Source organism: Moorena sp. SIO1F2 (genome assembly GCF_010672755.1).
In the GTDB taxonomy this organism is placed as follows: Bacteria; Cyanobacteriota; Cyanobacteriia; order Cyanobacteriales; family Coleofasciculaceae; genus Moorena.
In genome coordinates this window covers 24,171-37,376 of sequence record NZ_JAAHFV010000019.1, presented here as the reverse complement: position 1 = coordinate 37,376, position 13,206 = coordinate 24,171, and the positions used below count along the sequence as shown (strand labels likewise).

At 45.3% G+C, this 13,206-nt stretch carries 9 protein-coding genes; 4 read left to right on the top strand and 5 right to left on the bottom strand.

The features are described from left to right. The first annotated feature begins 48 nt into the window (after window positions 1-48). The gene (locus F6J94_RS04205; RefSeq protein WP_293037163.1) at window positions 49-1,728 is read left to right on the top strand and encodes an iron uptake porin; all 1,680 of its coding nucleotides are present in this window, start codon (window positions 49-51) and stop codon (window positions 1,726-1,728) included. Window positions 1,729-1,733: 5 nt separating this feature from the next. On the opposite strand, the gene F6J94_RS04200 is transcribed toward F6J94_RS04205, so the two are convergent. Together F6J94_RS04200 and F6J94_RS04195 are read right to left on the bottom strand one after the other, a co-directional pair. Further along, on the bottom strand, window positions 1,734-5,945 hold the full coding sequence (locus tag F6J94_RS04200; protein WP_293037160.1) for a TIR domain-containing protein: 4,212 nt from the start codon (window positions 5,943-5,945) through the stop codon (window positions 1,734-1,736). Window positions 5,946-6,118: 173 nt separating this feature from the next. Next, window positions 6,119-7,360, bottom strand: a complete 1,242-nt coding sequence (locus F6J94_RS04195; RefSeq protein WP_293037156.1) for a caspase family protein — start codon at window positions 7,358-7,360, stop codon at window positions 6,119-6,121. 237 nt (window positions 7,361-7,597) lie between these two features. Here F6J94_RS04195 and F6J94_RS04190 point away from each other — a divergent pair, with 237 nt between their 5' ends. Continuing rightward, the gene (locus F6J94_RS04190; protein WP_293018964.1) at window positions 7,598-7,807 is read left to right on the top strand and encodes a hypothetical protein; all 210 of its coding nucleotides are present in this window, start codon (window positions 7,598-7,600) and stop codon (window positions 7,805-7,807) included. A gap of 6 nt (window positions 7,808-7,813) precedes the next feature. Here F6J94_RS04190 and F6J94_RS04185 read toward each other — a convergent pair whose 3' ends face one another. From F6J94_RS04185 to F6J94_RS04175, 3 genes are all read right to left on the bottom strand, one after another. Next, window positions 7,814-8,437, bottom strand: a complete 624-nt coding sequence (locus tag F6J94_RS04185) for a DnaJ domain-containing protein (protein WP_293037153.1) — start codon at window positions 8,435-8,437, stop codon at window positions 7,814-7,816. 237 nt (window positions 8,438-8,674) lie between these two features. Continuing rightward, window positions 8,675-9,271, bottom strand: coding sequence for an ATP-dependent Clp protease proteolytic subunit (locus F6J94_RS04180; protein WP_070393421.1), 597 nt, complete (start codon window positions 9,269-9,271; stop codon window positions 8,675-8,677). A 151-nt stretch (window positions 9,272-9,422) separates the two neighbouring features. Continuing rightward, complete coding sequence (locus F6J94_RS04175) at window positions 9,423-10,079, bottom strand: ATP-dependent Clp protease proteolytic subunit (RefSeq protein WP_070396724.1); 657 nt, start codon at window positions 10,077-10,079, stop codon at window positions 9,423-9,425. Window positions 10,080-10,553: 474 nt separating this feature from the next. On the opposite strand from F6J94_RS04175, the gene iscB reads away from it, so the two are divergent. Then, the gene (gene iscB / locus F6J94_RS04170; RefSeq protein WP_293018953.1) at window positions 10,554-11,825 is read left to right on the top strand and encodes an RNA-guided endonuclease IscB; all 1,272 of its coding nucleotides are present in this window, start codon (window positions 10,554-10,556) and stop codon (window positions 11,823-11,825) included. Between the two features lie 69 nt (window positions 11,826-11,894). Further along, window positions 11,895-13,136 carry a VWA domain-containing protein gene (locus F6J94_RS04165; protein ID WP_293037148.1) on the top strand — a complete coding sequence of 414 codons (1,242 nt, stop codon included), beginning with the start codon at window positions 11,895-11,897 and terminating at the stop codon, window positions 13,134-13,136. Window positions 13,137-13,206: the final 70 nt, after the last annotated feature.

Sequence of the window (13,206 nt, the reverse complement as noted above, 5' to 3'; positions counted from 1 at the left end):
AGGGAATTAGGGCATCTACTACTCAATCAACAACCGTGGGTGTAAATTTTGAATACAAAAAATTGCTTACTGCTATCTGGAGCTTTGGCATGTCTTCTCCCTTTACCAGCCATGGCAACTCGTTCGACAGAGGGAGTTAGTCCTAACCCAGGTACATTCCCAGAAAAAGTTACTAGGTCGGTTGTCTCTGTTGATACTCTAGCTGACCTTGCTCCGGTGTTAGCAAATACTTCTGAACAAGCAGAAGCTGAGGTTACTGAAGCTAATTTCTTGGATTACCCTATGGCTCAGGTAACCCCAGTTTGGCAACTAAGGGATATACAGCCAACGGATTGGAGCTTTCAGGCACTACAGTCTCTGGTGAAACGATATGGTGTGATTGTTGGGTATCCCGACGGCACATTCCAGGGAGATCGCCCCCTTACCCGCTACGAATTTGCTGCTGCACTTAATTCTGTGCTGGATGCCATTGATCAGTTAATCGAGTCTGGGTCTGAAACAATACCAACTCAAGAAGATTTGGCCACTTTAGAAAGATTGGGTACTGAGTTTTCCGCTGAACTTGCTGAGACTCAGCGCCAGATTGAAAGTTTGGAGGTTCGGACAAAAACCTTAGAGCAGAAGCAGTTTTCCCCCAAAGTCAAACTAGGAGGACAGGTAATTTTGGGAGTGTCAACTGCTGCAGGGGGCGAACCTCCTGGTCGGGGAGAAATCGAAACAGTTCTGTCTCACCTGACCCTAATTCAGCTTAGTTCTTCATTGGTAGATCCAAAGCGGGACAAGCTGCAGGTGGGATTCGTGGCAGGGAATTTTGACGATCGCGGTTTTGCTAATCCCCAAGCTCTTAACACCAACATGACACTACTATCTTACCAAGCCGATACAGATAATCAGTTTGAACTGAGTTCTTTGGAATATCGGTTTGCTGTTAGCGATCGCTTGGTTTTCACATTCAAACCTGTGGGCTTTAGCCTCAACAGTGTGCTCAACTCCAACTCTCCCTACCAGAGTGCAAGGGATGGCGCTCTCTCTCGCTTTGCTGGAGCTAGTCCCATCTTCAAAATTGGTAGCTTAGATGCTGGTGGTGGCTTAGACTTTTTGCTGACTAATCGGGCACGTCTACAGGTTGCTTATGGGGTTCGCAATGGCAATAGCAGCGATGGAGGTTTGTTTTCAGCAGATCATCGGGCTTTGGGCGTACAGCTTTTAGCCACGCCAGCTAATAACCTCAGGACTGGCATTGCCTATGTGAATGCCTTTGCTAGAAATGGTCGTCTCGATACCTTTACCGGCAGCAACAATGCTGATATTTCGGGAGGATTCAACGAACCCGCCACCATTCATGCCGTCAATGGGACTCTGGCATGGCGAGTAACCCCTAAAATTACCTTAGGAGCTTGGGGAGGGGTGACTCTCACTGATTCCCTACCATCAGATGCCCTAGTTCTTTCAACCACATACCTATTCTCTTTAGGTATTTCTGACCTCTTTGGCAGAAAAGGTGATTTGCTAGCCGTGATGGTAGGTCAACCACCCCGACTGAGGGCTGGACTTAATATTGTGCGAGCAGATGAAGGGTCTAGCATGCACTACGAGGCTTTTTACCGCTTCCGAGTTAGTAATCGGGTATCGATTACACCAGGCTTTTTTATCGTCACTGACCCTGGGCATATCTCGGAAAATAATAACATTTTTGTTGGCTCAATCCGAACAGGGTTCAGCTTTTAGGGTGTTTATAAGTCTTGGCAAATTTTCTGATCACTCTTGCTAACATTTCGGTTGGTTGTGAGATAATCTTGGATGCGATCGCATCCACGTCTGAGCAGACTATCGAGGCTAAAATCCCACAATAGTACCTTTTCATCTTGGTCAATACTGATCAGCGTCTTTCCATCAGCACTAAATTGGACACTATCGACTGTTTTAGAATGACCGACAAGAGTTTTCAGTAAGGTTCCTTCTGTGGGATTCCAGAGTTTAATCGTCTGATCATCACTGCCAGAGACTAACGTTTTACCATCAGAACTAAATGTGACACTAGTAACTCCATTTGTGTGTCCCGTCAGGGTGTGCATAAGGCTACCGTCTTTGACCCGCCAGAGTTTAATAGTATTATCCCAACTGGCAGAGGCTAGCATTTTGCCATCGGGACTAAAGCTGAGTGCAGCGATTTCCAAATTATGTTTGTCCTCTGCTTTATCTAATGTTCTATCTGGGGTATTGGGAACACGGCCATCTGAGTGTGGCCAAAGCTTAATTATGCCGTTTTTATCCCCAGAAGCTAGCATTTTGCCATCAGGACTAAAGCTAAGGCTAGTCACTCCCTCGTGATGATCCCTCAAGGGTTCTCCAATGGGGTTACCATCAGCAGCATTCCACAATTGGATGCTTTTGTCTTCGCTACCAGAGGCTAAGATTTGGCTATTGGGACTAAAGCTAAGGCTAGTGACACTATCTTGGTGTCCCGTCAGTGGTTTTTCAATCGGGGAACCATCGCCAGAGTTCCACAATCGGATGGTTTGATAGTCTCCATCAATGGAGGCTAGAGTTTTCTGATCGGGACTAAGGATAAGACGAGTAACTCCCTTTGAATGCTTCAGCAGCCTTTTTTTCTGAACAGAGGCATCCACACAATCGGACAATCCAATTGTTTTGTCCTCACGGTCAGGAGCAATTTGATCCCTAGGGCAGAGCCAGATTCTTCCATCTCTATGTGCCATTGCCAAGGTTTCACCGTCGGGACTAACACTAACACTATTGAGTTCTGTGCTGGTATCCTCTTGCAGTGGAGGAATATTCCAAATTCGGATAGTTTTATCTTCTCCTGTAGAGATTAAGGTTTTATTATCTGGACTGCAACTGACACTCCTAATCTCACTACTATGACCCTTTATAGTTTTTGGAGACGGTATATTTTCATCATTCAGAAGCCAAAGCCATAGATTACTGTCCTCACTAGCTGCTGCCAAGAATTTGCCATCGGGGCTAAAACAGATGCTAGTAACCTGATCTTCAGGATCATGCAAAGTTTCCCACTCCGGAGTTTGTACTACTCCATTTTTCACCTTCCAGAGTTTTACTGTGCTATCGCTACTAGCAGATGCTAAGAATTGACCGTTGGGACTGAATCTGACGCTATTTACATAGTCTTGATGTCCTTTTATGGGTTCTTGAATTGAATTACCTTTTTTCGTGTCCCAAAGTCTCACTGTTTCTGAATCGGCAGAAGCTAGAATACTACCGTCAGGACTAAAACTGACATCATTGACAGAGCTGTTGTATCGCAATCGGTGAATAAGTTCGCCCTTGCCATTGGTAATTTTCCAAAGTTTTACAGTCTCGTCATTGTTAGTGGTATTCTGGTCACGACGACTAGCAGTAGCGATAAATTTACCATCGTGACTGAAGGCAACGCTACTTACCCAATTGTTATGTGCCTTGTCCTGTGGCAGCTTATTATCTACTATAAGTGATTTACGCAGCCATTGACCGTTGTTTTCGTTCCACAAGATTACTGTTCCATCTGTACTTCCGGAGACCAATATTGAGCAGTCTGGACTAAAAGCAACACTAGTCACTCTTGGTTGATGATTGAGAGGCTCCGGGATGGCGGCTTTACCATCTGGTTTCCAGATTTGGATAGTTCCGTCATCACTACCAGAAGCGATTATCTTTTCCTCTTCATCAGAACAAGAACTAACGCTGTTAATTCTTTGGCTATGACCTTCCAATCGATTGATTTCCTGAGTTTGATACACAGCTTGTTGTAAAGTTGCGATAGTCTTCATACGGACACTGTTGGGCATCCACCACTTCAACCTTCTGGCTGCCTTTACACCTGCTATCAGTGCCTTAAGCTGGTTATTTTGAGAGAGTCGAGATTCAGACAAGGTTGCCAGATTATCGACTTGGCGCTGTGTGGCTAGATTGAGCGCTATCAGAAGCCCCACCGCTGTGGTAGTAGCACCCATCAAACTCCTGTTCCTGGTTTGAGTTGCTTTGCGTGCTTTTTCTGCCTGCTCTCGTGCTTTTTCTGCCTGCTCTCGTGCTTTTTCTGCCTGCTCTCGTGCTTTTTCTGCCTGCTCTGATGCTTTCTTTTCCTGCTCCATTCTTTCTTGGAGCAGTTTATACTCTCGTTGTCTAGCTTCTTCTTCTCGCTGTCTGGCTTCTTCTTCTCGCTGTCTGGCTTCCTCAATAACCCGATCACTCGCTTTAACCAATTCCAGTAAGGTTTGATCATAGCCCAACTCATCAGCATCAGGACTACTCAACCAGCGCCCCGCCTCAGCTAATTCAGTCTCATCTAATAAACCTCCTTTGCCTTTCCCCAGGTTTACCCAATCTTGAACTTGGCGCATTAGTCTTCTACGAGTCTGTTCCGCCTCCCGTCGTTTTTCAAGCCGCCATTGCAAAGCTGGCCAACCCTCGATCAGAGCCTCGTGGGCAATATCAACGTTAATACTAGAACCGTCTTTTCCGGCATTGAGGGTTAACAAGCGATTTTCAGCTAAGAAATATAGTGTTCTGTCAAACAGTTCTGGATTTTCACCTAGGGCTTTCAACTGCTCAACTGACTGCTGGCGACGAGTATCAGCACGTCCTTCACCAAACTGAATCAAGCGTAGGAAGATACGCCAAGCTATCTGTTGTTCTTCTTTGGACAGTTTGATAACAGTAGAATCAGCATGATTAGCGATTACAGCCTGCAATCCTTTACGGTTGCTACCATCTATCTTTTCATAGCTTGTGCTGGTCAGTACTAGGGTGTCATAGGCTCTAAAGGGTAAAAATCGCCGCTCTAGTTTCTCCCATAACCACACCATTGCTTCTTGCACTATAGGCAAAACTCCTGGTTCCTCAGCAGCATCTGCCACCAAACGCTCTACTAGCACTGACTCTATAAAAACTTTGACTTTTTCCGCTGGTTTGGTAATGGCTTCACGCAATCCCTCACCATTGAGAGGAACAATCTCCAGCCGAGATCTTTGAATCTGGTCCCATAGCATAGACTCCATTAGTTCAGGATAAAAGTCTGCTCTGACGGTCAAAATTACATAGCAGTCAGGAATTTCCAGTAGACCCAGTAAAACCTTTTGAAAAAGTTCTGCTTCTTGCTCAGCTTGCGTAAATACTTCCTCAAATTGGTCTACCACTAACAGCAATCGTCGAGTATTGTCTTGAGTGGCTAAAGCTGTAGTAACTGCTAAGGTTGGATCAGCTAGGTCACTTCCTAATTCTGTTTTTAAAGCCGTCAAAGGTTTTTCACCAGGACGGATTTTGCGAATTAACCATTTTCCATCCTCAAAAAGTCCACTTCCCTTTAAATTCTTTAAATAGGGAATTAGACCTGCAAACACTAAGGAAGATTTTCCACTACCTGACGGACCAATTACACTCACAAAATTATGATGACGCAAGTGCTGTAGGAGTTGCTTGATTTCCTGATCACGCCCAAAAAAGCGATCGCTGTTTTCCTCACTAAAGGGTGTCATGCCGGGATAAGGGCATTCTGGTTTAGATGGAGAGTCAGGCACTGAACGTTGTAGATCCTGACACAAGCGTTCAATTGCCTTTTCCGATTCATCTTCATCGGTTGCCTTCAGTGGTACGAGAGCACTGAGGCTAGGGGGCAATTCCAGAGTTTCATCCGTGATCAGAGGGATAACTGGCCAAATCCCTTTGTCTAAGCCATAGGATTGACCTAGCAAACGAATAAATTCGGTGACATCATTGGCCAGATAGGCATGAGAGAGTACTAGTAAGGTGCGATCGCATTGCTCAATAGCACGCTCAAATTCTGCTATCCGAGGCGCACCAGGAGTAAAGGCAGTTTCTACCAGATAGCGGACATTAGCCTGTTGCAAGGCATCTAGTAAATAGCCTTCTACCCAAGCCCGATCAGCATCTACATAGGAGATAAAGAGGTCGTATTTTTTAGCCTGCATCCTAATCCTTACCTATAGGAAATTCTGGTTTGATGCAGATACAAGCCTGAAGTATTAAACCGATAAGAAACACTGAAATCTCTAAAGAGATCTCTAGATTAAATGACAACTATATTGTAGTGGCTATTTCAGGCTTTGACAGTATCCTTGAGGGTACTTTTTAGGTTTTTCCATCAACCATTTCTCCTCGATGGGGGCTGCCACAGTTGGTAAAGCAAGCGTTTTATGTTAGTCTCAAACTCATCCTCATCAGTCATGTCCAACAAGGGGAGCATGCGCAGTCCCAGTCGTGGCGTGCATTCGACCCGTAGAATCGGTATTAAATGATACTGACTTTCTTCTAGTCCGAAATGTTGACTCGCCACGTTCTCAAACTGACCATAACTACTCTGTAAGTAAGCTGGGGAAAGTACCACAAGAGTATAGCGACTTCGCTCAATAGCACCTTCGATGCTGGTAATTATAGGTACGCCCAAGGGAAAGCTAATATCAAGATAAACCTTTAGCCCCTGTGACTCCAAGTAAGGCAGCAACGCCTTGCGCACCCAAGGCTTATCCTCTCCCTTGGCTTGATAGCTGATAAAGACATCGTACTCGTAATCATCACTAGGCAAAGTTAGAGGCATTGGCGTTTCCGCCTTTCCTCCTCGGTAACGGGCGATGGGAAAGTTGTCCTCAATCTCAGCTTTGAGAATAGGATGCTGATTGGCCTGATCACTGGTAACTCTGGGCTGTAAGTAATTAAAAAGGTCAAGGATACGGATAACTCCCCCTGAACCGATCGCACCCCCTTGCAACCCAGCCAGCAAGTGTTGGGTAAACAGACTATTTTCAGCATCCCGTAAAACATAAGATTTTTCACTGCTGCGAGAAGAAGCGAGGATAACCCGACCTCGTCCCTGGGTAAGGGAGTCATAATACTTTTCTGGTAAGCCCTCTTTAAGGGTAGACCCATCCACATCTTTGGGTTGACCAATGCCGCCAGCATGACAGCAGTCAAAAACAACGACTAATTTCCGAGCTGGAATCGCCCGTAGAGCCTCGGTAAACTGATCGCCAGAAATGGCAGTTTGAGCTAATAATGATCCGCCGGATGTCAGGTTTGTGTCTACTGGTAACAGGTACTCTCCTTGGTAAGCACCTTCTTTAATCTGTCCGCCATGACTGGAAATATAAATCAAAACGGTAGAGTCTTTGTTACTCTGTTGGGCTAGATTTGCTAATGCCTCACTGAGTGCTGCCTTAGTTGCTTGACTATCTAGCAGTAATTGCACCCTCTCAGGTGAATAGCTACAGTATTCCGGGTCAATCAGCAGGTTGTAAATGTCCTGAGCATCTTGGAGGATAGTGTTTGGGAGTTGGTTGATGTTTTGATAGTTGGCGATGCCAACAACTAATGCATGAGCGTTATCCATTGCAGGTACGATGGGACAATTTTGATAGGGACAGGTAATGAGTTGGAAGTGTTGAACGTTTCAAAGTTTTAAAGGTTTAACGCTTATGTTCCAAACCCTTTGTTAATTCCCTGGTAATTTCCCGTGAATCCGGAATGGCGTTGCTGAATTTCGTAGGTAAGCATATGCGCTACGCGCACGCTACGCGAACAGCGCTCAGCGGTCAGCGGTCAGCTTAAAATAAACCTCGTTCGTGTAGTGTGCGCACCTCAAGTAGCGTGCGTGTATTTAGCGCAGTTGCGATCGCAACACCAGTACCAGAGCGTAGCCAAACCACTACATCTTGACCAATACCAACCCTATATAGCGTTTCTCATACAGAATTTTTTACCTCTTCCCTCTTCCCTACTCCCTGCTCCCTGCTCCCTGCTCCCTAAAACCCAGGAGGAAAGTACCTCACCCAAATAAGAATTGCTATATCATCTGTTCGATCACAAGAAAATCCTGTTCTATCTGAGCACACAGAGACTTATTGTAGGGGTCAGTCTTGAGGGCTTTTCTGAGATAATTTCTAGCTTTATCGAGCTTGTGCTGTTTAAGCAAGTGTCTTGCCCAACTTTGATAAGCGATCGCTTGCCACTGACGCACTTCTGGGTCTTGGGGCATTCTTTGGGCCAAGGCTTCGACTAATGCGATCGCTCTCATCAACCGTCGCTCTCGAAGCAATTGCTGGAGTTGATGATAGGAATCCCACTTCAGCTGTTGTTCAACTGCTGATAGGGGTTGATTGAATTCAACGGATGGTGGCTTAGGTGTTACCCAAGTTGAAGTTGGGGGATGTGAGTCCTCAGGCTGATTACTCTGATTACCAAAGCTAGTGGCGGAGGTTAATACTGGTTCACGGTCAGACTCTTTGATAACACTGAGGAGAAGCTTATAAGCCTCCGTAAACCGAATAAACTTTTCTTGGGCAAGCTTGTCTCCAGGGTTAATATCAGGATGATACCGACGTGCCAGACGCCGATAAGACTCCTTTACTTCAACCTGCTTTGCTCCTGGGCCTACACCCAATAAGCGATAGCAATCAGCCAGATTCATCAATGGGATAAGTAATCAATAAGCGTTTAAACAGACTTATTTGTTTCCTATATATAGAGTACCCTGCTGAATAATGTAACTACTTTTCCCTTTATATTACTTCATCACCAGATCATCAAACAGCCCTTACTCACCAAGACGGTTACAACCCGCTTTCCAGTTATAAATCAAAGTGCAATTACGGTTAATAACCGCCTTGGCAGTGTAAGTTCTGATCAAATTGACCAGACCAACACTCTAGGGTGCTCTCTGGTCAATGACTTGGTCAATCAAGCCATACTCCTTGGCTTCATCGGCTGACATGAAAAAGTCCCGATCCATGTCTTTTTCGATTTTCTCTAGGGCTTGACCAGTATTTTGGGCGTAGATTTCATTGAGTTGATGGCGGATCCGCAAAATTTCCCTAGCTTCAATCTCAATATCCGTAGCTTGTCCACGGGTTCCCCCAGAGGGTTGGTGAATCATAATCCTGGAGTGAGGCAAGGCGATCCGTTTTCCTTTTTTACCTGCAGCTAGCAGGAAAGACCCCATGGAAGCAGCTAGACCAACACAAACGGTTACTACATCGGATTTGATATGCTGCATGGTGTCATAAATAGCCATGCCTGCGGTGACTGAACCACCAGGAGAGTTTATGTAGAGTATGATATCTTTGCTATTATCTTCAGAGTCGAGATATAGCATGACGGCAATGATTTGGTTGGTAATTTCGTCATCAACCTCTTTGCCTAGAAAAATAATCCGTTCCCGGTAGAGACGGTTGTAGATGTCAATCCATTCAGTATACTGACTTCCTGGCATCTGGTAGGGAACTTTGGGCACACCAATTGGCATAATTTGCTCCGAGTTAGTACTAGATTGTGGGAAGGTGATAGCACCTCAAGTAGCTTGCGTGGCACAGGCTTCTAGCCTGTGGGTAGCGCATAAGCTGATTGCTGATTGCTGATTGCTGATTGCTGATAGCTGATAGCTGAATGCTTACAACTTAAGTAATACCAGCAGGAATCGGAGTATCAAGCTCTTGAGGTTCTAGCACCCTGTCGATCAGACCATACTCTTGGGCTTGGTGAGGTGTCATGTAAAGGAACCGATCCATATCCTTGGCAATTTTTTCTTGGTCTTGACCGGTATTGCGAGACAAGATATTGAGCATCGTCTTCTTATTGGTCAGAACTTCTTGAGCACGAATTTGGATATCCGTGGCTTGACCCTGGGCATAACTCCTGGGCTGATGTAGGACAATAGTGGCATTGGGTAAACTTGCCCGACAGCCTTTGGTTCCTGCGGAGAGGAGCATCGCTGCCATCCCAAGGGCTGAACCAATACAAATAGTGTGGATAGGGGGCTTGATGTAATTTATGGTGTCACAGATGGCAAAGGCTTCGGTTTCAAAACCCACGGGTTGGCCATCGTAACGGGATGTGCCGGTGGAATTGATGTAAATTTTAATGGGCTTGTCTGGGTCGTCGTACTGTAAATACAACAGTTCGGCAATAATTAATTCTGTTACCGCACTCACCAAGGGCATACCCAAATATACAATCCGCTCACTTAACAACAGCGAGGGTAAGTCTGGTGGCGGTGTCCGCTGGGCAGGTCTACCATAGTAGGTGGATTGAACAGCCTGGATGGGTCGTTTCATGATATTTGGGGCTGCAATAATGGCACTATCTTTAACCAGTGTAGCTTGCCATACTTTCTTCGTGATTTTCTTCGTGTCGGTTAGCCCCCTGAAGGTTAAAAGTGTAACATAGGGGAAAACTGCCTACACCCATAATCAATTACCCTTGCTGCCTGAGGAGCTATCTAAAGTCAATAACTCACCGCTAAGTCTTTCGGCGTAGCCGAACGCGCCCCGCGTGGCCTACGGCCTCCGCTGCGCGAAAAGACTATAGCGGGAGCTTGTGAAAAGCTCATAGTTGACCAGTCTAAGTTCTATAAGAACTCCGTTATTTCCAAGAGTTAAAGTCCTACCTGGGGATGCGTAGCTAGTCCCCAGCTCTAGAACCCGGTCGTTAAACAGACCTAGTTGAGTTAAGTCAGTGCGATCAGGAAAGTACCGAGAAATAACTTTGACTAAGCTAACTTTACCCTAGCAATAGGAGGAAACACAATTATGCGTGTATTTGTACTAAATAAAAATCGACAACCTTTAGACCCCTGCAAACCGGCGAGAGCTAGAATTATACTTTCGACAGGCAAAGCTAAGGTCTATCGTCGTTACCCATTTACTATAATTTTAACGGAGGAAATAGAAGAGCCAATAACTCATACTCATCAGCTCAAAATAGACCCTGGTGCAAAAACAAGTGGTTTGGCCATTGTTCAAAATAGCAGAGTGGTTTGGGGAGGTGAACTTACCCATAGAGGCTTTCAAATTAGAGACGCTTTGACTTCTCGTAGACAGTTAAGGCGCGCCCGTCGCAATCGTAAAACTCGGTATCGCAAGCCCAGGTTTCTTAACCGACCATGGTCAGAAGGCTGGTTAGCTCCTAGTCTGATGTCTAGAGTTTACAACATTTTAACTTGGGTCAAAAAACTAACTCGTTTATGTCCCATTACAGGGTTCTCTCAAGAGTTGGTTAGATTTGATACTCAGAAACTGCAAAATCCTGAAATATCTGGGATCGAGTATCAGCAAGGTACGCTTTACGGTTACGAGCTTCGAGAGTATCTACTTGAAAAATGGAATCGTAAATGTGCTTACTGTGGGACAACAGATACTCAGTTAGAGATTGAGCATATCAAGCCATTATCTAAAGGCGGTTCTGATAGAGTTTATAATTTAGCTATCGCGTGTCATTCATGTAATCAAGCTAAGTCTAATCAGGAGGTTGAGCATTTCTTGTCTGGAAAGCCTGATGTCTTGAGGCGGGTTAAAGCTCAAGCAAAACGACCTTTAGCTGATGCGGCATCTGTTAATGCGACTCGCTGGAAGTTGTACCATGAACTAAAATCTATTGGGTTGCCTGTCGAAGTTGGTAGCGGCGGATTGACTAAGTTTAACCGATGTCGCCAAAACCTCCCTAAGACTCATTGGTTAGATGCTGCAAACGTCGGAAAAATTGAAACATTGGTTATCGAAGTAACCCATCCTTTGATAATTACCGCCAAAGGTCACGGCACTCGTCAACTTTGTCGAACCAACAAGTACGGATTCCCCATTCGTTACTGCTCAAGAACCAAAGTGCATAAAGGGTTCCAAACAGGGGACATTGTTCGTGCTGTGGTAACTAAAGGTAAAAAAATAGGTACTTACGTGGGGAGAGTCGCAACTCGAAAATCGGGTTCTTTCAATATCTCCACTAAATCAGGATTAGTACAGGGAATTAGCCACAAATATTGTCAGTTTATTCACAGAAAGGATGGTTATGCTTATACGATTTAAACCCTGTCCTCCCTTTCCTCTCACCGCTAAATCAAAGATTATAGCGGGAGACGACCGGGAGGCGGACAGATGAAAGTTGGTTTGCACCCAGCCCTTAACGATACTAATATTGATGCTAATCAACCGAGTAGTCAGCGTCAATTATCCGTGGCGATTTCTGCGATCGCTGCTTCCTCTAGTCGAAGTGTACCCTTGAATTTGTGTCTGGTACTCGACCACAGTGGCTCCATGCATGGGCAGCCCCTGGAAACTGTCAAGCAAGCAGCAGTGGGGTTAATTGAGCGCCTGCAACCGGATGACCGCCTCTCGATTGTGGCCTTTGACCACAGAGCCAAAGTGCTAGTTCGCAATCAACCGATGGGCAACCTAGACCAAATCAAACGAAAGATTAACCGACTTGCGGCTGATGGGGGTACCGCCATTGATGAAGGTCTAAAGCTAGGGGTTAAAGAATTAATTAAAGCTAAACAAGACACGGTATCTCAGGTGTTTCTGCTCACTGATGGGGAAAACGAACATGGAAATAATGAAAGCTGCATAAAATTAGCTGAACTGGCTGCTGAAAATAACTTGACTATCAACAGTCTGGGATTCGGTTCCAACTGGAACCAAGATATTTTGGAAAAAATTTCGGATATTGCTACTGGTAGCTTGTCTTACATTGAAGAACCAGAGCAAGCCCTGAGTGAGTTTGCACGTTTGTTCAACCGCATGCAGTCTGTGGGCTTAACTAATGCTTATCTGTTGTTGGATTTAATGCCAAAAGTGCGGTTAGCAGAGCTCAAACCCATCGCCCAAGTAGAACCAGATGCCATTGAACTCCCAGCACAATCACAAGGCGATCGCTTTATGGTACGTTTGGGAGATTTGATGACTGATTCAAAACGGGTGATTCTCGCTAACTTGTATGTTGGTAAAATGCCAGAGGGTCGTCAAACCATTGCCCATGTACAAGTCAAATATGATGACCCATCCAGTGGTGCCCAAGAGTTACTCTCGGAAATCGTGCCAGTTCAGGCAAATTTCCAGGAGGGTTATCAACCAGTTCCCAATCCTGAGGTACAGAAGCATATTCTAGCTTTAGCTAAATACCGTCAGACTCAAATTGCGGAAACGAAATTACAGCAGGGCGATCGCGCCGGGGCTGCCACCATGTTACAAACTGCGGCAAAAACCGCTATCCAGATGGGGGATAAAGGAGCTGCAACGGTACTGCAAACCAATGCTACGATTTTGCAAACTGGGGAAGAGCTCTCAGAAGCTGATCGTAAGAAAACCAGAATTGTATCTAAGACTCTGTTACAAGAGTGATCAATTGTAGGGGTAATCAATAAGGGTAGGGCATGATCCTTGCCCTTTCAAGGGTATGTTTTTTACAAAG

Coding starts and splice junctions, on each gene's coding strand:
- F6J94_RS04180 (WP_070393421.1), bottom strand. CDS start 9,271: ATGCCAATTGGTGTGCCCAAAGTTCCCTACCAGATGCCAGGAAGTCAG.
- iscB (WP_293018953.1), top strand. CDS start 10,554: ATGCGTGTATTTGTACTAAATAAAAATCGACAACCTTTAGACCCCTGC.
- F6J94_RS04185 (WP_293037153.1), bottom strand. CDS start 8,437: ATGAATCTGGCTGATTGCTATCGCTTATTGGGTGTAGGCCCAGGAGCA.
- F6J94_RS04200 (WP_293037160.1), bottom strand. CDS start 5,945: ATGCAGGCTAAAAAATACGACCTCTTTATCTCCTATGTAGATGCTGAT.
- F6J94_RS04195 (WP_293037156.1), bottom strand. CDS start 7,360: ATGGATAACGCTCATGCATTAGTTGTTGGCATCGCCAACTATCAAAAC.
- F6J94_RS04165 (WP_293037148.1), top strand. CDS start 11,895: ATGAAAGTTGGTTTGCACCCAGCCCTTAACGATACTAATATTGATGCT.
- F6J94_RS04175 (WP_070396724.1), bottom strand. CDS start 10,079: ATGAAACGACCCATCCAGGCTGTTCAATCCACCTACTATGGTAGACCT.